We start from the raw sequence: 22,167 nt of genomic DNA, 5'->3' as shown, positions 1-22,167 counted from the left end.
TCTATAAATGAAAAGCTCCGGCATATCAAACCATGCCGGAGCTTTTCATTTATTTTCTTTTATAATTTTTATGATTGACGACCGTTTTAATCGGTTCTCCTGTAGAAGGATGATTTCCGATACGGACAATCACGGAATTATCGCGTATAAGAAGAACCTCTGCTTTTTCTCCTTTATACTCTCCCCGGACAATACTAATCGTTTCTCCGACTTCTGCCATGTCCTCTTGCTTCACAGGCTCTTGTTCTTGTATTGGCTCTATTATCTGCCCTTGTTCCTGTTCTTGCTCCTGTTCTTGGTTCTGTTCTTGGTCTTGTTCCTGGTCTAAATTTTCCTCTTCCATGTTTATAACCTCCTTCATTCATAGCGGACGAGTGATTCACTCCACTTATCGTACCACAAGTCTAAAACGAATCATATTTTTTTTCAAAAGAAACGCTAAAAATTTATTCCTGCGACCGAATCTTATATAATCAAGGTATCTAGTTAGGAGGATTTGTTATGAACCTTGTTTTTGAGCCAAAATGGGATAAAGCCCTTCCAGATATAGACCGGCAAAAAATTGAACAAACTTTCCATCATAACGTACCAGCTGAGTCAGCGGATAATCCAATTACTTTCACCCCTTTATGGCAAGCAAGAAATCACCGATCCGATCTATTGGTTACTGTTTTGATTAATAATTTTAGTAGGCAGGCATATTCATTTAACCATTCTACACTGGAATATATAGAAAATGATACGGTTAAAGCGAGAGAAGAATTCACTTTAGACAGGGTTTTAGTTCCTCCTGACTCCAGTATGCCCTGGACTTTTATCTTTCCAAAATCCAGCTTTACCAATAACTCCATTAACTTAAACGGCCGTTTAGTTTGCCCCAAAACAAGCAACGATCATTTACTTCCATAAATTTCGGAGGATTATCTGATAATATCAATTAAAAAGTTTTAGGTAACTTAAACTTTTTAATTGATATATTACCCGGCTATTCATGCTTAAGTAGGTACTTTGACTTTTTTAAACCAGGATTTAAATATCATTTTATATTAAGAAACTGTTACAAAATTTAAATATCTTCAATCGTATGCTATATTTGATGATGGGACATTGCTATCTGCAAGATAAGACACTCCATACCTGTATTCTTAAATATATAATATTTAGAATCGTTTTTCAAAATTAGCAAATTAGAAGCAAGACTCAAGATCGCATGATTCTTCATTCTTATTGACATCACGAACTTACTTACTTAAACGACAGGAGATGATAATATTGAGTATTACGCCAACTTCAAACTCAACTTTTAATTTTATTGATGCATTTACGTTATCTGAAAAAACGAATTTAAATATTGCTATCTTATCTTTAAGAGAATTAGATGACTTTCAGCTTGATTCATCTAATAAACCGGATTTAATTATGATTCCAATTTATCAATACAACGATGTAACCCGTATATTGGAACAAGAGCAATTAAAAGATGTTAAAACGGCAATTATCCTCCCTAATTTGCATATGAAAGATACAATCCGCTTATATGAATTTAATATAGATGGATTCTTTGTTAAGAATATGAGCTTAAACGAGATTATTTCAGGGATTCGTTTCATTCATGAAGGATATATTTACGTTTATCCTGAATTGGCTAAAGCGTTGCACGATCAGTTTTTAACTCTGGCGTCCACGTTACAATCCCGTCCGGAAGGTCTTCTTACTAAACGGGAATGGGATGTTTTACTTGAAATATCCAGAGGAAATAATAATGAAATTATCGCCAGCAACTTAGAAATCTCGGATAAAACGGTGAAAAACCATGTAACAACTGTTTTACGGAAGCTTAATGTTAATGACCGGACCAATGCAATGCTTTTAGCATATCGAAAAGGCTGGATATAGGAAATACAGTCATTTAAAAACGAGAAGCCTATGCAAGAAATAGACTTCTCGTTTTTTTAATACATGGACGGCTTGTAAATCACTCGAGTTATGTCATGTTAAGCTCCATGCTTTACATACGTTTTCCCTCGTCAGCTGCCTTGAGATAATTCCGTCTGTACTTGTTGTATTTCTTGCGGACTTGCTGATTGTCCCGGCTGGTAATAACCGTGTTGCAATGCATATTGATATACTTTCAATTGGCGTGCTTCATCCCTATTTCTCAGCTCTACAAATTTTTGGCGCAACTCGGGATTATTTGATTCGGAAATATAACCAGCATAACCTTTCAAACTTGCATTAAGACCGTTTAAATAATCATTCACCATTTCTTTATCCTGAAACATTTCAAATCATCCTCCTATTGTAAAAATGACATTAGTTGTTGCTGTGCATTACGAGCATCCTGTGCATCAAATTGTAGAATCGATTTAAATTCCGGATCTTGTGCCTGCTCAGCATAAGCCTCCAGCTTATTCACAATCATCCCGTGCTCTCCAATAACTTTGCGCAACGTTTCCAGTTCAGTTTGCGTTAATTGGCTCATCAGACAAACCCCTTTCCAAAAATTAATCAAGGTTATTATGCCCGAACCATGATTTTATATGCTTTCATAAGAGAATGAAAAAGAAATTTGTTGTTGCCTTTACTTATCTTACTAAACTTTCGCCCTTTAAAAGGTAACTTCCTTTCCATTGGAACAGGGGTTGATCATTACTTCTATACAGCTGTTGCCAAAAATGAGAAGGTGAAGTGTAAGGCGATCGCTGAACTGCTCCCTGTCAAGTAGACAGTAAAAAACAAAAATCCTATGCAACAGCTTGGTACCGATATTCCAACGGTGCCAGGCTGTTTAAATATTTCTAAAAATCCCGCACCGAATATATCGGTACGGAATTTTTAGGTATTCGTTTATTTCTTTCCCCACACTTCATAATCTAAATGTTTATATTTATTAAGGTAGCGTGTTGGCATTTGTAATGCATCTCTTCGAAAAGGAGGTGCTAGTTGAGTTCCATCAACATATATATTGACAACAGCAGGTTTGCGTAAGCTTAATGCTTCCTTTATTATCGGTCCAATATCTGTTGCATTTTCAATAGTGTATCCCAAAGCTCCCATTGATTTAGCTACTTCTGCAAAATCCGGAGCTTTGATATCGGAACCAACATAGCGGTTATCATAATAATCCACTTGATTTTTCTTCTCTGCTGCCCACGACTTATTATTAAATACACAAGCAATTACTGGGATATTTTGCTCTACTGCAGTACTTACTTCATGCAGGCTCATTCCCCATGCTCCATCACCAATGATTGCGACTACTGGCGTATAAGGCTCTGCCAATTGCGCTCCAAGTGCTGATGGATATGCAAAACCTGTATTTCCAAATGTTAAGGCAGCAATATGACGTCTCGTTTGATTAAATTTTAAATATGCATTTGCTGTCGAGGAAACATTCCCAATATCTGTAGAAATAATCGTATTTTCAGGTATTGCTTTTGTTAATTCTAGTAAAGCACGGCGCGGATTAATCGGATTTCCGTCCTCCATTGCCAAATCAATTAGTTCTTGCTCCCATTCTTCTTTGACTGTTGCAATTTCTTCTAGTCTGGCTTGACTTTCTACAGCATTTGGTAACTCCACTGTCAGTTTTTCATATAATGCTTTTGTTGCCGCATTTGCATCTCCTATAATCCCCACTTCCACTGGATGCGTTCTGGCAATATTTCTTGGATTGATATCAATTTGAATGATTTTAGCATCTTTCGGAAAATAATCAATATCGTAACAAGGCAGCGTACCGAATACAGACAACCGTGTTCCTATCGCTAATACGACATCTGCTTTCTGGAGAGTATACATTGCTGCCTTAGAGCCCATATATCCAATTGGGCCTACAGCCAATGAGTGTTCCGCTGGAAAAGCATCATTATGCATATAAGAAACAGCGGTCGGGATTGTTAAATGTTCAGCAATCTGTTTTACAACATTTACTCCATCGGAATCAACGACTCCACGGCCAGAAATAATCACCGGGTATTCTGCATTCTTTAATAAGTCTGCTGCTTTATCTAATAATACAGGATCTCCACTCCCACGAGAATCTACCCGATATTGGTATGGCTGTAATATCTGATCTTCCAACTCTCCATAAAATAAATCACGTGGGATATCATAAAGTACTGGTCCACGCTCGGCATAAGCTATCCGAAATGCTGTACGTAAACAATCTGTAACTCTACTTTTATGCGTAACTCTTACCGTTTCTTTTGTGATATCCTGGAAAATAGAGACTTGATTCGCTTCTTGAAATCCATCCCAGCCAATTGTCGGAGTGCCCGCTGATGGAGAAATAATCACCATTGGTGTATGTGCCTGGTTTGCAGCAGCAACAGATGTTACCATATTTGTAATTCCAGGACCGTTTTGACCGATAACAACTCCAGCAGTGCCTGAAACACGTGTATAAGCATCCGCCATATGTGCTGCACTTTGTTCATGTCTTACTGGAAGAAATCGAATTCCTGCTGTAGGGAACAAATCAAGCATATCCATAAACGCCGATCCTACAATACCATAAACTTCTTTTACCCCTTCTGCTACTAATGTTTCCACAATTGCTTCACTTGGAGTCATCTTCATTTTTTGATTTGTCATCTGTTCCATATCCAAAGATTGCTTTGTCATTGTAATTCCTCCCAAACATTTTTTATTTAAGAATTGCTTCGAATAATCAACCTGAAACATTGGTAAAAGGCATATTAATCTTTCTGCATCGTGTTTTTTTCAAACACCTCCTTAAGGATTTATTTCAAAAATTCTGTGATAAAATTAACTCCCTCCTTTTCTTGGTCATCTTATATAATTCTTCAATAAATAACTCTGCTGTAGATTTCAAAACTTGATTTTTTCCATAAGCAGTATAAAAAAGACGATAGAAAGACATATCCTTTACTTTATAAGCTGTTAATAAATTCAGTTTCTGTTCTTTTTTTATGGCACTTTTAGAAGTAATAGAGACTCCTAATTTTGCTTCTACTGCTGCTTTAACTGCTTCTGTACTTCCTAATTCCATCACAATGTTCAATTCTTCTTCTTTCACACCAGATTCATTTAAATATTGATTTACTACTGCTCTTGTACCAGAACCTTTTTCTCTAACAATTAGAGGCAACGCTTTCAATTCATCCACTGAAATAACAAGATTTTCTGATGAAAAAGATAACGGAGAAGCAATAAGAACCAATTCGTCTTCTAAAAAGGATTCCACAATTATGTCTGTGTCATCGATCGGTTTTTCAATTAAACCGACATCAACACGCTGATTTTTAATTTCCGAAAGGATATTATTAGAGTTTGTAATATCTACTTTTATTTGGATTAGCGGGTACATATCTTTAAATTTCTTTAAAAATTCAGGCACAATATATTCTCCAATTGTGAAGCTGCAACCAATGCTTAATTCTCCATGAAGTGTATTCTCTATTTCCATGATTTCTTTACGGGTAATATCATTTAATCGTACAATTTCCTTTGCATGGTTCATCAAAGTTATTCCTGATTGAGTTAAGTTCACTTTCTTGGTAGTCCGTTCAAATAATTTCGTGCTTAATTCCTCTTCTAAAGCTTTAATCTGTGCTGTAATGGCAGGCTGGGTAACAAATAATAGTTTTGCAGCTTCAGAAAAGCTTTTCTTTTCAGCCACCACGATAAAAGTTTTTAATTTTTCATAATTCATATTTTCCCATCCCATCAATCTGTCATTTTTAATAGAAGGAACTTATAATTTTTAACAGACATACCGACATCACGACCAGTTAAACAATAAATATTTTATAATAAGATACTTTCTTTTCTATCCAGAATTAATTGTATGATGAATCTTTGTATGATTATACTTGTTTGATTGCTTTTACTTTATTTAATTTTTCAACCAAGTTTAAAAATAATTTTCTTATATCAGAGCTTGAAGGGACAATTCGATTAGTTAAAATACCATTCCCATTCAAAGCATCTTTTACTAAGCAGTCAATGTTATCCTGTAAATCCTGAAGGTGAATATAGTTCAAAGCATCCTTCCATATTTGAAAATCATCACAATACTTTTCAATAATTTGTATCGATTGCTCAGCAAGTTCATGTATATCTTTATTTGCATTCTCTCCTAAAGCAATCGCAATTTGCGCATATCTTTCAGGAGCTTCCTGCAAACCAAAGCGCATAACTAGCGGCAATAACACTGCTACACTTAATCCATGTGGAATATGGAATCTGGATCCTAACGCTCTTCCAGCAGCATGAGCTAAATTTGTAGAAGCATTAGAAAATGCAATTCCCGCATACGTACTGGCTAACAACATTTCTTCTCTGGCTGGAATATTCCTTCCATCATTGTATACAACTGGTAAAGATCTCCCTGCAATTTGAATCGCTGTTAACGCATATTGATCCGTTGCTAAGTTGGCTTTTGTTGATACAAAGGCTTCAATTGCATGCGTTAAAGCATCCACTCCGGTATATGCAGTAAATTGTTTCGGCAAACTACTCGTTAAAACTGGATCAAGTATAGCTATATCAGGAATTAAATCGGAATGCCCTGGATTCATTTTGATGCCTTTTTTTTTATCTGTAATAACCATAACCTTCGTTGCTTCAGAACCTGTTCCTGCAGTAGTCGGAACAGCTATTAAAGGCAGTCTTTTTAGACTGTCCTGCTTCGTTATTGCACTCCATTCCATCTGAGGGTCCCTATAAAAAAGTGCTGTTGCTTTCGCAATATCAATTGCACTCCCTCCTCCAATAGCAGCTACGCCATTAATCCGTTCTTTTTTCGCAACGCTTAAAGCTGCTTTTAAATGGTCAGTAGTTGGTTCTCCTTGATAATCCGAAAAGAAAGTTACAACAATATTTTCCTTTTTTATCATTTGATTCACTTTATCATCATAATTTAACGGTTCTGTTGTTAAAAATTTATCTATTATAACCAACAAGCGTGTGATTTTTTGCTTTTTAGCACACTTCCCAATGTCTTGTAAGCTGTTTTCACCTATCGTAATTTGTTTTGGCTGAAATATTGAATCCATATAATTTCCTCCCTTTACCACTTATAGTTATTTAACTTCTCACCAACTCCGGCAGCCACATACTAAGTTCTGGAATGTACGTAAGTAATATAAGAAGAACAATCATCGTTAAGAGTAAATATTTATTTCCTTTAATAATTTCTTCGATTTTGATTTTCGCAGTACTGGCTGCTACAAATAAATTAACTCCGACTGGGGGTGTAATAAAACCTACTGCTAAGTTAAAGATCATTATCAGTCCAAAATGAACTGGGTCAAGGCCAACTGCCATGGCCATTGGTAATAGTATCGGCGTCAGTATTACGATTGCGGCCAATGCTTCTAATACTAAACCGATAAGTAATAAGAATAGATTTAAGAATAAGAGGATGATGTATTTATTTTCACTTAATGATAAGACAAATTCAGCCACAATTTCTGCCACTTGTTCCAATGTGATTAACCGGCCAAATATGCTTGCCATAATCATTAACATTATAATCATGGAAGAAGTAATGCCTGCTTTAACAAGGCTTTGATAAACACCTTTTAAGCCTAAATCTTTATATACAAACATACCGACAACAATACCATAAGCAGCGGCTACTGCTGCAGCTTCGGTAGGAGTCATAAAGCCGCCATAAATCCCGCCTAAAATGATCACTGGAACCAATAACGCAAGTTTAGCGTCCCAAGCAGCCTTTGCGGAATTTTTGAGATTAAATGATGTTCGTTCACCCTGCCAGCCATTTTTCTTGGAAATGATAAAAGTTACAATTAATAAAATGATGCCGGTAAAAACGCCTGGAAGGATACCAGCAAGAAATAATTGAGAGATAGACTCTTGCGATACAACACCATAAATAACCAAAGGGTTACTAGGAGGAATAATAACTCCAATTGTCCCAGCTGTCGCCACCACTCCAGTTGCAAAGCCTGGATTATACCCTTGTTTAACCATTGCAGGTATGAGCAATGTCCCGATAGCTGCTACCGTCGCGGGTCCAGAACCACTTATTGCTGAAAAAAACATCGAAGTAATAATGGCTACTAATGCTAAACCGCCAGGTAAAAATCCTAACAATTCATCTGACAAATTTAATAACCGTTTGATAATTGCTCCTCCACCCATAATAACCCCTGCTGCAATAAAAAATGGAACCGCCATAATAGGAAAGTTATCAATACTTGTAAATGCTGTTTGCGGAAAAAAATCAACCGGAATTGCGTCAGTGGCCAGAACGGTTGCCAACGTACTTGCCCCCAGAGCAAATGCAATTTGCAAACCGATTAATATAAATAGAATAAAATAACCAAATAATACAAGTGAAATTGCCGCTTCTCCGAGAAAAGCAATGGGAAGAATCATGATAATAGCGAAAGTAATTCCCAATAATCCTTCTTTCATAGATATTTCTTTGGTATCTTCTATAAATATCTGGATTAAACGAATCATAATTAGTGCAAATCCAATCGGTACGGCGCTGTAAGGAACTGCCATCGGAATGGATAAGGCAGGTGTTGTTTGGTGTGTATCAATCTGAAAGGATATTAGCTCAAAACCATTAACTATCATCATATAGCTAAAATAGAACATAAATAATGTATTTGATAGCAGAAGACCTTTTTGGATGCTTGTTGGCAGTTTATCGGTTAATATGCTGACCTGAATAGATTCCCTTTTTCGTATTGCCAGGCTAGCTCCTAAAAAAGATACGAATATAAACAAGTATCTTGAAAGCTCTTCCGTCCATGTAGTAATATTTCCAATATCTAAAAATGGTAGTAAATAACGATTAATTACCTGAAGATTAATCAGAATAATGAAAATCAAAAATCCTGACACAATGAAAATTTCTTCAAATCTACGATCAAGTAAAGAAAGACCCTTCATCCAAAAATTGGGTGGTTCATTGGAATGATTATCACTTTTATTATCTACAACTGCTTCCACTCAACTCACCTCCTTTTTTCTTCAAAAATATTCTCTTTTGTCTTTCCCAATGTATCTAAAATAATGTCAACGTAATCGGGATCGGCATATCCTTCCCTTACATATTGATCCCAGACTATTTCTGTCGCCTGCTTCCATTCTAAATACTCTTCATCCGTAGGTTCATATATTTCAATTCCATCATCTATAAATTGCTGTTTAGCCTCCTCATCTCTTTTTGTTGCAACGATTCTTTGCCATTCCATCGCTTCCTGACCAGCCTCCATAATAATTTCCTGCTGGTCTGGTTCTAACTCTTCGTAGAGTTCTTTATTCATAACGAGAATATCTGAACTATAATTATAGTTTACTTCCGTTGCATGCGAGAGTACTTCCTGATGCTTCGAATCCCATAAAAGAGAATACGAATTGCCCTCGCCATCCACTGTTCCTTGCTGCAATGCTGTAAAAACTTCAGACCAAGCAACAGGAGTCGGACTTGCCCCAAAAGCAGTAAAATCTCCCTGTTCAATCCTTGAATTTGTTGTTCTAATTTTCATCCCATTAAGATCAGATGGCTTTTCAACTGGCTTAATGTTATTAACAATTTGTCGGAAACCATAGTCTGGAAAGAAAATAACCTTAAATCCTGATTGCTCCATCTCTTCTCGAACAATATCTCCGGGCTCTCCATCAATTGCTTTATATACTTCTTCTTTATTTTCAAAAATATAAGGCAAATCCCAAGCAGTAAAGTAATTTGTAAAACTGGTCATATTCGGTGTAGAGGAGCTGGCAAAAGCAATACTTCCTCTTTGTGCACTTTCAATCACTTCTCTGTCATCTCCGATCAATCCATCATGATACGTTTCAATGATTATTTCTCCATCTGATTTTTCTTCTACCAGTTCAGCGAATTTATCGATTCCCTGCGAAACAGGATGATTCCAAGCTTTTGACTGAGCAGCTCTAAGTGTAATGACTTCTAATTCCGTTGATCCGGAAAGTCTGGATAACCTTTCATTACCTAAAAAAACCATCAAAGAAAATACGAAAATAACGAAAATCGAGAGAAATAGCCTTTTCATAACAACCTCCATTTGACAGCGCTTACATAAAAATAAATAATACGTCCACACTATCAGTTACTTTTTATTAATGGCCCTTTTCGTTTTCATACGAAACGTATACTTATCAGGGCGAAATTGCCCAGTATAATACTCAATGACATTACCTATATCATCAACTATTATTCTCTCTACAAGCAATACATTTGAGCCATAAGGTATCTCTAAATATTGTGCTAAATGATCTTCAATTATCTCTGTTGTTATATACTGTTCTGCTTCATCTAGAACAATACCTAACTCATTTTCTAATAAGTCATATATTGTTTCTTTATCTAGATTAAATTGGGTTAAGCGTTCCCCGATTGATAATGGATAGTAATGCTTCTCAATTGCAATGGGCTTTTCATCCGCGTAACGAAGTCTTTCTATCATTAATACATCTTCTTCAAATACTTCTATCTGATGTTTATCTGCTGCTAACTTTTTAGAAGTTAATAGTTTGCTGCCTGGCACCATCCCCATTCTTCTTACTGTTTCTGTAAAACTGTTCAAAGAAGATAACCACTCTTGAATCGGAGGTTTCTTATTTACATAAGTTCCTTTTCCATGCACTTTAATTAACAATCCGTCATTTACTAGCTTTGTTACAGCTTCCCTTATTGTAGTTCTGCTTACTGAATACATATCCATTAATTCTCGCTCACTTGGTATTTTTTCAGTATACTTCTGCGCTGTTATTTTTTCTTTTAAACTTTTATAAATTTGGATATGTAATGGAATATATAATGTCTCATCAATCATCTCATTTTCACCTTTTTTGGTTGTGACGTCACTACCAGTTATTGCTATTAAAAATTAAAACATGAATACAATAATAAATCAATATTTTAAGAAAAATTAAATTATTACAAAATTTAATCAGATTGATTAATAATTTTTATTAATCCGCAAAAAAAGGGGGCGTACGATACTATCAACCTCTTATATTGCGTGTTTAAGGTTATATAAAATAGAATTGGTGAAGAGCATTTTACGAACACATCGTATGCTTTAGAATACACCAGTATTGAGAAATACTCGTCAACGCAGAAATTCTTCGTGTCATTTTTGTTCTATTTTTTGAACAACTTTTTACATCGCTTTTCTAAAAAGAAGGTTTCCAAATGAAGAAAGGACAGATGATTGTCATTTTCATCTGTCCTTTACTACTATTTTAAATTCTCTAACCATCCAACAACAGCACAGCTTCTCCTTCAACAAACTCCCCTGTCCGCTGAAAACCGCTATGTTCATACAATGTGATAGCTACATGATTATCTTTCACAGCTGATGTGCGTAATTCTTCCGCCGGATAATCTCCCTGAAAATCCTTAATAAATTTCTTTATCGATGCTTTGCCGTAACCTTTACCTTGGAAATCTTTCGCAACCATAAATCGTTCCAGCCACCATGAATCTTTACCATATTCTTCATCTGCACGGTAATAAGAATACATTAAAAACCCAACCATCTCTTCTTCATCATAAATCGCATATGGATGTTTCTCTTCTTCTTCATATACAGCTTCCAAAACGGAATACCAATTCGGAGCTACAAAATCTTTTTGATTATCATTCACCTTTAATAACGAGCATTTTTTATAGTTCGACTTGTCAATTTTCATAAATGTGATTGTCATCCTCACTCATCCCCTTCCAGTATAGATGATACCTTCATTTTATACGAAAGCAGAGAGAATGAATAGTTATTAATCAAAGGTTTATGCTCTGAAATTCCTCATTTCGCAAAATCATATTTGCTTTTCAGCAATTTCATGTTTAAGACGGTCTAACACATTCCTGACAGATACACTCTGGCTCTGTTTTTCCCCATATTTCCGGACGTTGATGGCTTGCTGCTCTTCTTCTTTATCACCAACAACAAAGATATAAGGGATTTTCTTCATCTGTGCTTCTCTTAATTTCAACCCCAGCTTCTCTTCCCGATAGTCTGTTTCCATACGTATACCAGCTTCCTCAAAAATTTCCTTTAGCTGATTTGCATAGGAATGATGCACAGATGAAACTGGTAAGATAACCGCTTGAACAGGAGCCAGCCATACCGGGAAAGCCCCCGCAAAATGTTCAATCAGAATCCCTAAAAAGCGATCAATAGAACCATAAATAGCCCGGTGAATCACAACTGGACGCACCTTTTCATTAGCTGCATTAATATAGGTTAAATCAAATTTTTCAGGCATCTGAAAATCCAATTGCAGTGTCGCACATTGATGACTGCGCCCTAAGGCATCTTTGATATGAAAATCAATTTTAGGGCCGTAAAACGCACCGTCCCCTTCATTGACTTGGTAAGGAAGCTCCATCCGCTTTAAAACATTTTCTAGAGCTTGCTCTGACAATTCCCAAGCAGCATCTTCCCCCATTGATTTTTCCGGTCGAGTAGATAACTCAACAGCATAGCTGAAACCAAATACTCCGTAGATCTTATCTATCAAATCAATTGCTTTTTCCATTTCCGCTTCAATTTGATCTTCTCTAGCAAAAATATGGGCATCATCCTGACAGAAAGTACGGACACGAAGCAGTCCATTTAACGCCCCACTGTATTCATGTCGGTGTACTTGCCCAAATTCAGCCAGCCTGATTGGCAAATCACGATACGAATGCAGTTTTTGTTTATAAATCAACATGTGTCCTGGGCAATTCATCGGTTTTAATGCAAAATTGGTATGGTCTACTTCAGAAAAATACATATTTTCATGGTAGTGATCCCAATGACCGGATTCTTCCCAAAGCTGCTGGTTCATCAGAAGCGGAGTACGCACTTCCTGATAGCCTGCTTTTAGCTGTGCTTCTCTGGAAAACTCCTCGAGTTTCTGACGAATCATTTGACCATTCGGCAAATAAAACGGCATGCCTGGTGCTTCTTCCGAAAACATAAACAGCTCCAATTGCTTTCCTAATTTACGATGATCTCTTTTTTCAGCTTCTTCTAAGAAATGCAAATGCGCTTCTAAATCTTTTTTCTTTGCAAAGGCAATGCCATAAATACGTTGAAGCATCTCATTATCGCTATCTCCTCTCCAATAGGCGCCTGCCAAATTGGTAAGGTGAAATGCTTTTACATAACCAGTAGATGGCAAATGTGGCCCCCGGCATAGGTCAGAGAAGTCTCCCTGCTTATAAATCGTAATCGGTTCATCTTTGGGAATGCTCTTTAACAGCTCTATTTTGTAAGGCTGATTCTGCTGTTTAAAATACGCCTCTGCTTGTTCTAAAGAGAGTGCATACGAACGAATCGGGATATTCTCCTGAATAATGCTTTGCATCTCTTTTTCGATTTTTACCAAATCAGCTTGCGTTATGGATTCCTGACACTTCATATCATAATAAAACCCATAATCAATCACCGGGCCAACCCCAAATTGAACATTCCCTTTCCCGTAAAGGTGCTCCACTGCCTGTGCTAAAATGTGTGCAGCAGTATGCCGCATAACCTCCAGTCCTTCTTCCGACTCCAGTGTCAACAGTTCAATCACACTCTCTTCGGAAATCGAATAACTGAGATCTACCAGTTTGCCATTCACCTTTCCTGCTACTGCTTTCTTCGCTAAACCAATCGATATGCTTTCTGCGATGTTTCTTAATGAAATTCCTTTTTCTACATAGCTTTCTTTTCCATCCGGAAATATGATTTTTACTTCATTTGTCATTTTTTGATACTCCCTCTCCGTTTGATGTTAGAAAACTTGGTTGTCACCAAGCTTTTAGGTGTCAATCTTAGTTACACTTATGCAGTAAGAAAGTGTAAACTTTCTTACTGCCAAATAAAAAAGCATACACGTCCCTCTATTACAAAGGGACGAATATGCTTTTCCGTGGTTCCACCCAGATTCCCGTCACATTGAATGACGGCTCCATTATGCAGTAACGTTGCATGTTTACGGCGGCAGTTGTTACCCTGACGCACTCGGAGGTGGTAAATTATCCTTCCTGGCTAGAGAGCTCTCAGCAGTTGCTCTCCTCTCTTTAAACCTTCCGGATCATTCATGTCCTCTTCATCGTTTTGATGATTCTTATATTTTATCGTATTAAAAAAACACATCCTCCCCTTCCTAAGAAGGGGCGAATGTGTTATCTTCGCGGTTCCACCCAAATTCCCGCCAACCTGATTGACGGCTTCATTTTGCAATAACGCTGCATATTACGGTGCCAGTTGTTACTCTAACACAGCTCCGAGGTGGTAAATGACTCTTCTTTGCTGGAGAGCTCACACCTTCTGCTCTCCTCTCTTGGAACCTTCCAAGTCATTCATGTCCTCTTCGTCGCTTTTGATTAATAAATTATAGAATATCATACTAAAGATTTTTACTTTATGCAAGGTTCTTTTTTATTTTTCAAAAGTTCACGAAGTTGTCTCAAATTCAGCCATTATCAAAAACATCTACTGCCGCCTGTGCTACTTGCATATCATGCTCTACAGAACTTCCGCTTACCCCTACAGCACCTACAACTTGATCATTTTCTACTAACGGAATGCCTCCCCCGAAAAGAACGAGCCGTCCATTATTTGTCGTGTTTATTCCATACAGTTCTGCGTGTGGAACCGTTGCCTCAGCTAAATTCGAAGTTGGCATCTTTAGCGCAACAGAAGTCCAAGCTTTATTTTGTGCGATGTCAATACTGGCCAGCCATGCATCGTCCATACGATGGACAGCGATAAGATTTCCGCCTTCATTGACAACGGATATAACCATAGAAACCCCGATATTTTGGGCTTCTTTTTCAGCACCATCAATAAGTTTTTTTGCTAGTTCAAGATTCACTTCACGCATCAAACGATTCCTCCTTAGTAAAAATAGTGAGATAATCTTTCAAACATTACTTTAATGAACCATGCGGATCAATAACAAATTTCTTAGCAACACCGCCATCAAATGCTTTATAACCATCTGGCGCTTCATTCAGTGAAATCACCGTTGCATTTACAGCTTTGGCAATCTGTGCCCGGTCACTTAAAATAGCTTGCATCAAATCTCGGTGGTATTTCATGACAGGTGTTTGCCCGGTAACAAATGTATGCGCCTTGGCAAAACCTAAACCGAATCGGATTTTTAATGCCCCTTCCTGCGCATCCTTGTCCTTAGCACCCGGATCACCTGTTACATAGAGCCCAGGAATCCCTAAACGTCCGCCAGCCCGGGTAATATCCATGATAGAATTTAATACAGTGGCCGGAGCCTCTTCTGCATTTTCTCCGTGACCGCTCGCTTCGAAACCGACTGCATCAATGGCACAGTCCACTTCCGGATCACCCAGAATTTGTTCGATCTGTTCTTCTAAATTAGCATGCTCCCGCAAATTTACCGCTTCACAGCCAAAGCTTCTTGCTTGCTCCAGCCGTTCCTCTATCATATCCCCGACAATGACAACCGACGCACCCAGCAGCTGAGCAGAGTGAGCTGCTGCTAATCCGACAGGTCCAGCTCCAGCTACATATACGGTAGACCCGGGTTTAACTCCTGCGCTTACCGCACCGTGGTAGCCTGTTGGAAAGATATCAGACAGCATCGTTAAGTCCAGTATTTTTTCCATTGCCTGGTCTTTATCAGGAAATTTCAGCAGCTGAAAATCTGCATAAGGTACCATCACATATTCGGACTGGCCGCCGACCCAGCCGCCCATGTCCACATAACCGTATGCAGAACCGGGACGATCCGGGTTCACATTTTCGCAAATATGTGTATCCTGCTGTTTGCAATTTCTGCAGCGCCCGCAAGCGATGTTAAACGGAACGGAAACAAAGTCACCTTTTTTAATAAACTCTACATCGCGTCCTGTTTCAACTACTTCTCCAGTAATTTCATGGCCAAGAACCAGTCCGGACGGAGCGGTTGTTCTGCCGCGAACCATATGCTGGTCACTTCCACATATATTCGTTGTAACCACTTTGACAATGACACCGTGTTCACATTTCCGCCCAACGTTCAAGGGATTGACGCCTGGACCATCTCTTAATATAAGTTCTGGGTATCCAATTTCTTCAACTGCCACTACTCCCGGTTCCTTATACACTACGCCTTTATTTGTCATCATCATTCCTCCTTGATTTTGTTATAACCATCGTGCGTAAGCGATGCCATTCTACAGAAGTATGAATTCGAATCCCCCCTTTAATAAATAATCAAGTTGGTTTCATTTTTCAAAAATTTCGTATTTATCCCTATCATAAATACGAACTGGCAACAGGTAAAATATCTAATATTGATGTGTCCTATCTGTAAAACTGATAATATACGATCTTCTGAACGAAAACCATCATACAAACTTTATGGCGCTTTGTTTCAACGTTACACAGGAACGTATATTATGATTACTGAATATTTTTCTGTTTCAGGTATTGTTCCCTTTTCGATATGCAGTAAACTCCAAATTTTGAATTTTATACCTTTTCTTTATGTTTGTACATCAATGTTTCTGATGACCCTGGATTTATAAAGATCGGGACCGTTCAATCTAAAATAGAGAAACACTGTCAGAGACAAGGAAGTTCATAATGATATATGGTGATTCGACAACTATCTTCAGTCATTTCAGCTTGTTTATTGTTAAAGTATATTATAAAATGAAAACGCAATCACGAATAATAATTTACTCAACTTTCGCACCTAAGAATAAGCATATAACTCTTGCTGTACCAGGATGAACATGATTTCTATTATCATGCTTGCTTTTCGTTCAATCATCCTTTTATTTTTGAACAGGATATGGTGTATAGCAACCGCTCCGGCCAACCACTCCGCTTTCCGACGTACAACGGTTTTGATGGGGTGAGTAATCGCAATGGTTTTCGGTGGGGCGAGTAAGCGCAGCCCCAACCCCAGGAGTCACGGTTTTAGCCTGTAAACCACTTAGGAGTCTACGTGGTTGGCCTGCGCTCTAATAGGACGTTACAGCACTTGGAAGAAATAACATCCTGATGAAATTAGGTTAGATAATCGCTTTTCAGCTTGAATACACAATCATTCTGGTGTTTCCAGTGGTTGGTTCAGCAGTTCAAATCATGACAACATGGAGCTTATATCGAGAATCGCTTTCATGCACAGAACAGAATGATTGCGGAACATTTTTACCATGCACCACGAAAAATTTGTTCTGTCTAATCTACGTTTAGTTGTTCAGCTATATCAACCGTGTAGAAAATCTCACTAGCGGAGGCGGACCGTTTTGACTCCTGAGGGATCAGCACCATCTGAAGATCCACTTTTGCCAAGCGCTCTTCTTGGCAAAAGTTAGCTGAAGAGCGTGCCCCTAGGAAAGCAAAACGGTCCGCCGTAGCGGTTGCCTTACACCTTACCTTCTATACCTTTGTCAAGGGAGTTAACAAAGGAACAAACAACTCCTTTTTCTATGGAAATAAAGCTACTTTTTAAGGTGCGAAAGTTGAGTAATTAAAAAAAAAAAAAGATAATTGCTATCACTATGAATGAATGGAAAATGAGGAGGTTGGAAATGGAGATTAAAGACTTATTGATTTTTCAGAGCGTTGCCCATAACGGAAGCATCAGTAAAGCAGCAGATGAACTTAATTATGTACAATCACACGTCACAGCCAAAATAAAATCTTTGGAATCAAAATTACAAACCCAATTATTTGATCGTCACAGCAGAGGAACCACAGTGAATTCAGAAGGAAAAAAACTTCTTGGCTATACCGAAAAGATATTATTGATGATAGAAGAAATGAATAAGGATTTTCGGGATTCCGACAATCCATCTGGTGCATTAGAGATTGGGACAATAGAAACCGTTATGAAACTCCCGATGGTCTTATCTCCCTTTATCAGAAAATTCCCTAAAGTAGATATAACATTGAAAACAGGCGTATCACAAGAACTCATGAACCACGTATTGAAACATAAGCTGGATGGCGCGTTTGTTTCAGGAATCGGTAAACATCCGGAGATTGAACAAATGAACGTTTTCCAAGAGGAACTTGTTATCATATCTGACAGCGAAAGAGTTGACTATGAGCATTTAAAAACCAAGCCTCTACTCGTGTTTAATGCAGGATGCAGTTACCGGACACGTTTGGAAAACTGGTTGTACGATGAAGGTATAACAGATGCAAAAATCATGGAATTCGGTACATTGGAAACAATTTTAGGAAGTGTTATATCGGGGCTTGGCATCAGCCTTGTTTCCAAATCGGCAGTCAGCCATCTGGAAGCTGCCGGAGTCGTTCAATGTTACCAAATTCCTCAAAAGTATAGTGATATATCAACTGTTTTTATTAGACGGGCAGATACTTACTTAACAAATACGATGGCAAAATTTATTGATAACATCTATGAATTTAAAAAAACAGCTTCTTCTCCATTCATGCAGCCGATGGTTCATATTCCAGATCAAGGAAAGTATTTAGTATAGCAGGCCGTTATTTCAAAAATGGCTTCTTTCAACTTTTGATATTATTTTCAAGCCTTCTCTGCTCATAATTATCTCAAACAAAACATACCTATAAAGTAAAACATCATGGCGTTATAACGGCATCGCACTGGAATTGGGACTTGCTGTGAGCATTCGTCCAGCCAACCCACTGTCCGTTAGTGCCAAAATGAGATAATTTATAGACCCTAGTCCCAATGAAGCTTACATTGAGCCAAAGAGGAGGCTTCTTTTATGAATGAAAACGTGTCAAAAATAAATAATAAATGGGTTCGATTGGCTGTATTAACGATTGTTTTCTTAAATACAGCGGCTATGCTTTTGGGCTACAAACTAATTCCTCTATCAAATGAAGAACTTGTTTCCGTATTATCGCTCATTGCCTTATTCATATCGGAAATCTGGAATCATTGGAAAAATAACAGCTATACGTCACAGGCAAAAGAAGCAGATAAACTAATGGAAAAGTTGAAACGCTAGTATGAAAAAACAGATGGACAAGTCTTTGCCTTATCTTTTCAGCATCGGCACAGACTTATCCATCAGTTTGTCATTTATGTCATCTTCCCATAAATCATTTCCAGATGTTTTGGAAGTACTTCCACAATTGTCGGTGTTTTATTTAAAAACTCTCCATCACAATCAATGTTTTGTTCCGGGGAAGCAGATACTTCTAACCGGTTTGTCCGAAAATAAATAATATCATCGTCTTTTTCATTTTCCGGATAATCATCCTGTATTTTCGCTTCTAGCCATTTCTTTAAATACTTTAATTTCGCTTCTTTGACAATCAGCACATCAAATTTCCCGTCTTGTACATCTGCATTCGGAAAAAAGGATTGAATTCCGCCGAGAAAGGAACCATTGCCGACAACCAGCAATTCTGCCTTTTCGTCAAAATCCAATTCCTTACTGGCTAATTTCAATGCAAAAGCTTCATTCTTAAAAGCAAGCTTCGATGTATTCAAGTAATAAGAAACTCTTCCAAAAATCTGCTTATTTGCTTCATCCATTTCTTCAGCAACTTTGGAAATAATACCGATACCCCAGAAGTTTAAAAAGTAATGCTCACCGTATTTACCTACATCCACCTGAATTCGCTTCTGCCTAATAATTTGCTCCAACGCTTCTAGCGGCTTTTGGCTGATACCAAGTGTCCGGGAGAAATCATTGCATGTTCCACCTGGCAAAATGGCAAATACCGGTCTTTTTTTCAAAGGAGCGAGTGCATTCATGATTTCAAAAACTGTCCCATCTCCGCCACCTGCAATCAGCAGGTCCACTTCTTCTGCATGCTTTTCAACAAGCCGTTTTCCATCTCCTTCCTGTTCACTCTGATAGACGGCTGTTTCCTCAAATGCTTCGTTCAATCTAGATGTAATTTTATCTAATTTCCGGGCCAGTTGTTGTTTCCCTGATTGGGTATTTATGATTAACGCGACTTTTTTCATCTTTTACGCTCCTCGCAAGGTTAAAATTATGCATATGCCAAAATATGCATAAATACCTTTCTATTACATTATACATCAATATAAGCGTTTCCCTAAAAGAAAAGAATGACAGCCCTTTGGGTTTCTTTTGATTAAAAAAAGGACGAAACATCCTTATGATCAAGAATGTCTCGCCAGATTCTTACTCTTTCTCTATCACATGGATTCTACTTCCCCTGTATCGGCATGAACGATAAACCAGCCATACGTAGATGTTTGTGCAGCATCTCCCTGTCCAACAATCGAATATACTTGAACCACGAAATTTCCATTTTCATCTTGATGATCAGTAGCATAATACAAATCTTCATTGTCCATATCTAAGTACTCTTTCACAATTGTTTCCGCAGCTGATTCATCTATTTCTCCAGCTGGTTCTTCCCCATTCTCTTCCCCATCCTCTACTGGGTCTGAATTGGGGTTGTCTTCAGAGGTATCTGTATCCGTGTCAGCACCATCTGATGTTTCTGTCTCTGTATCACCAGACTCTGTTTCATCTTGATTGGCATCATCATTTTCCTCACTATCAGGACTGGTCTGATTTTCTTCTGCATCCTCCGTGCCATTTGTATCATTTCCAGATGAAGTTGCTTCATCTGTATCTTCTTCCTCTGTTTCTACCGTCGTTTCTTCATTTGTTGGTTCATTGGTTCCTTCATCTGTCGCTTCATTATCTGTATTCTTTTCCTGTCCGGATTGGTCTGTATCGTGATCCGTACCTTGTTCCGTATCCGCTTCTGCTTCATTATTGGAAGCATTACTTTCCTCAGCCGGTATTTCTTCCGTTTCCACATTGGAGACAATCCATTTCTCTTCATCCCAGAAAATAGAATATGTAACAAGCATTCTGTTATCCGTCTGTTCTTGTTCTACTTCATACAAATCATCTTCCATTTTTTCTAATTCATACGTTTCTTCTTCATCAAACCAGATGGGCTCTTCTGAATCAGCTATGTAGATAGAACCTTCTTCATTCTCTTCAAAATAAGTATCTGTGATATCTTCTGCTAATTCTTCGGACATAATTGTCATGAATTCCTGCTGAAGATCTTCCAAAGAATCAAACGCTGTTATTTCTCCGTCTTCTTCTGCATTTTCCATGACATTTTGGTAGGTTTCTTTATAGGTTTGTAATACTTCTTCCGCTTCTTTTTCCTCTAATTCCGGAATTTCTTCTGTCTGTTCATCCGGTTCTGGTGCCGGCTCTTGCGCTTCTTCCTCATCATTACTGCAAGCTGCCAGCAACAATACGAAAGCCGCAGCCATGACCATAGGCCTAAAAAATTTACTTTTCATCTTATTTCCTCCATTTCTAATTTCTTCTTTATCATACACCTTTTCCTTAAAATTAGAAATGACTATTCATAGAGGATTGTATATTTTTAAGCATGCGTCTATGGAACTACTTTCTTTTTTCAATCGTTAACCACGGCCTGCCTCCATCCCAATGTACCTGCACAGGAATTTTAAATGTTTCACTCAATAAAGCATCTGTTAGAACATCGCGTTTTTCTCCTGTCGCAACTAATTCTCCATCACGCACTAAAGCAACATGCGAAATGGCTTCTGTCATTTCTTCAATATGATGGGTAACATAAAGCAGATGCGTATTCTTTTTTAAATCATCCATTAATTCCAATACTTCTTCACGTGATAAAATATCTAAGCCAGAGCAAGGTTCATCTAAAATTAAGATCTCTGGTCTGCTCATTAACGCACGGCCGATAAGCACTCGTCTTCTTTCTCCTTGAGACAGTACCTGAAATTTTTCACCTTTTAAATAGGATAAACGAAGATCTGTAAGAATCTGATCAGCCTGCTGCCAATCCTCCTCTGCTACCTCTTCATAAATACCAAAAGAAGCAAATTTTCCACTGACAACAACATTTTCAACTGGTTCCAGCTGGATTGTTTCCTGAAAGCGGTCCAGAGCACTGCTGACATAACCAATCGATTTTCGTAATTCAGATAAATCTGTTCTTCCAAAAAGCTGGTCTAAGACCGTCATTTTTCCGGATGTAGGGTAGTTATAACCCGTAATAATATTTAAAAGGGAGGTTTTACCAGAGCCATTCAAGCCTAAAATGGCCCAATGCTCTCCTTCTTTAATTTGCCAATTGATATCTTTTAAAATTTCTTGATTATTTCTCCGCCATGTTATTTGATCAAAATATACAATATTATCCATTACTATTCACCTCTACACCTCTATATAATTGAAATATC

20 protein-coding genes are annotated in these 22,167 nt (G+C 37.8%); 4 read left to right on the top strand and 16 right to left on the bottom strand.

From position 1 onward, the window contains the following. Window positions 1-49: 49 nt before the first annotated feature. Entirely contained in the window at window positions 50-343 is a 294-nt protein-coding gene (locus B7E05_RS22595; RefSeq protein WP_080873756.1) for a DUF2187 family protein, read from the bottom strand. A gap of 158 nt (window positions 344-501) precedes the next feature. Here B7E05_RS22595 and B7E05_RS08240 point away from each other — a divergent pair, with 158 nt between their 5' ends. Both B7E05_RS08240 and B7E05_RS08235 read left to right on the top strand, forming a co-directional pair. Continuing rightward, entirely contained in the window at window positions 502-909 is a 408-nt protein-coding gene (locus tag B7E05_RS08240) for an SLAP domain-containing protein (RefSeq protein WP_080873755.1), read from the top strand. A gap of 363 nt (window positions 910-1,272) precedes the next feature. Continuing rightward, on the top strand, window positions 1,273-1,896 hold the full coding sequence (locus B7E05_RS08235; RefSeq protein WP_080873754.1) for a response regulator transcription factor: 624 nt from the start codon (window positions 1,273-1,275) through the stop codon (window positions 1,894-1,896). 131 nt (window positions 1,897-2,027) lie between these two features. Here B7E05_RS08235 and B7E05_RS08230 read toward each other — a convergent pair whose 3' ends face one another. From B7E05_RS08230 to fdhA, 12 genes are all read right to left on the bottom strand, one after another. After that, entirely contained in the window at window positions 2,028-2,282 is a 255-nt protein-coding gene (locus B7E05_RS08230) for a spore coat protein (RefSeq protein WP_080873753.1), read from the bottom strand. 14 nt (window positions 2,283-2,296) lie between these two features. Further along, window positions 2,297-2,482 carry a hypothetical protein gene (locus B7E05_RS08225; protein WP_040984673.1) on the bottom strand — a complete coding sequence of 62 codons (186 nt, stop codon included), beginning with the start codon at window positions 2,480-2,482 and terminating at the stop codon, window positions 2,297-2,299. A gap of 365 nt (window positions 2,483-2,847) precedes the next feature. Then, window positions 2,848-4,626 (bottom strand): sulfoacetaldehyde acetyltransferase, encoded by a 1,779-nt coding sequence (xsc, locus tag B7E05_RS08220; protein WP_080873752.1) that lies wholly within the window; start codon window positions 4,624-4,626, stop codon window positions 2,848-2,850. A 124-nt stretch (window positions 4,627-4,750) separates the two neighbouring features. Beyond that, window positions 4,751-5,677: a selenium metabolism-associated LysR family transcriptional regulator gene (locus tag B7E05_RS08215; RefSeq protein WP_080873751.1), complete on the bottom strand. Its 927-nt coding sequence runs from the start codon at window positions 5,675-5,677 to the stop codon at window positions 4,751-4,753. Between the two features lie 154 nt (window positions 5,678-5,831). Continuing rightward, on the bottom strand, window positions 5,832-7,022 hold the full coding sequence (locus B7E05_RS08210) for an iron-containing alcohol dehydrogenase (RefSeq protein ID WP_080873750.1): 1,191 nt from the start codon (window positions 7,020-7,022) through the stop codon (window positions 5,832-5,834). Window positions 7,023-7,053: 31 nt separating this feature from the next. After that, a complete protein-coding gene (locus B7E05_RS08205) occupies window positions 7,054-8,955 on the bottom strand; it encodes a TRAP transporter large permease (protein ID WP_245833033.1) in 1,902 nt (633 codons plus the stop codon). Window positions 8,956-8,960: 5 nt separating this feature from the next. Further along, window positions 8,961-10,022 carry a TRAP transporter substrate-binding protein gene (locus B7E05_RS08200; protein ID WP_245833031.1) on the bottom strand — a complete coding sequence of 354 codons (1,062 nt, stop codon included), beginning with the start codon at window positions 10,020-10,022 and terminating at the stop codon, window positions 8,961-8,963. A gap of 57 nt (window positions 10,023-10,079) precedes the next feature. Next, entirely contained in the window at window positions 10,080-10,805 is a 726-nt protein-coding gene (locus tag B7E05_RS08195) for a GntR family transcriptional regulator (RefSeq protein WP_080873748.1), read from the bottom strand. 421 nt (window positions 10,806-11,226) lie between these two features. Next, window positions 11,227-11,682: a GNAT family N-acetyltransferase gene (locus B7E05_RS08190; RefSeq protein WP_080873747.1), complete on the bottom strand. Its 456-nt coding sequence runs from the start codon at window positions 11,680-11,682 to the stop codon at window positions 11,227-11,229. A gap of 111 nt (window positions 11,683-11,793) precedes the next feature. Then, on the bottom strand, window positions 11,794-13,716 hold the full coding sequence (thrS, locus tag B7E05_RS08185; RefSeq protein ID WP_080873746.1) for a threonine--tRNA ligase: 1,923 nt from the start codon (window positions 13,714-13,716) through the stop codon (window positions 11,794-11,796). Between the two features lie 711 nt (window positions 13,717-14,427). Next, entirely contained in the window at window positions 14,428-14,838 is a 411-nt protein-coding gene (locus B7E05_RS08180) for a GlcG/HbpS family heme-binding protein (RefSeq protein WP_080873745.1), read from the bottom strand. 46 nt (window positions 14,839-14,884) lie between these two features. Continuing rightward, window positions 14,885-16,099, bottom strand: coding sequence for a formaldehyde dehydrogenase, glutathione-independent (gene fdhA / locus B7E05_RS08175; RefSeq protein ID WP_080873744.1), 1,215 nt, complete (start codon window positions 16,097-16,099; stop codon window positions 14,885-14,887). A 1,416-nt stretch (window positions 16,100-17,515) separates the two neighbouring features. Between fdhA and B7E05_RS08170 the strand changes: the two genes are divergently transcribed. Next, entirely contained in the window at window positions 17,516-18,433 is a 918-nt protein-coding gene (locus tag B7E05_RS08170) for a LysR family transcriptional regulator (protein ID WP_080873743.1), read from the top strand. A gap of 252 nt (window positions 18,434-18,685) precedes the next feature. After that, window positions 18,686-18,931, top strand: a complete 246-nt coding sequence (locus tag B7E05_RS08165) for a phage holin (protein ID WP_080873742.1) — start codon at window positions 18,686-18,688, stop codon at window positions 18,929-18,931. A gap of 74 nt (window positions 18,932-19,005) precedes the next feature. Here B7E05_RS08165 and B7E05_RS08160 read toward each other — a convergent pair whose 3' ends face one another. The 3 genes from B7E05_RS08160 to B7E05_RS08150 form a co-directional block, all read right to left on the bottom strand. Continuing rightward, window positions 19,006-19,902, bottom strand: a complete 897-nt coding sequence (locus tag B7E05_RS08160) for a diacylglycerol/lipid kinase family protein (RefSeq protein ID WP_080873741.1) — start codon at window positions 19,900-19,902, stop codon at window positions 19,006-19,008. 195 nt (window positions 19,903-20,097) lie between these two features. Then, entirely contained in the window at window positions 20,098-21,237 is a 1,140-nt protein-coding gene (locus B7E05_RS08155; RefSeq protein ID WP_080873740.1) for a hypothetical protein, read from the bottom strand. A gap of 106 nt (window positions 21,238-21,343) precedes the next feature. After that, entirely contained in the window at window positions 21,344-22,129 is a 786-nt protein-coding gene (locus B7E05_RS08150; protein WP_080873739.1) for an ABC transporter ATP-binding protein, read from the bottom strand. Window positions 22,130-22,167 lie beyond the last annotated feature (38 nt).

This window comes from Oceanobacillus timonensis (assembly GCF_900166635.1).
GTDB lineage: Bacteria > Bacillota > Bacilli > Bacillales > Amphibacillaceae > Oceanobacillus > Oceanobacillus timonensis.
Note: the sequence above shows the minus strand (reverse complement) of the source record. Positions and strands in the feature narration are given on the sequence as shown.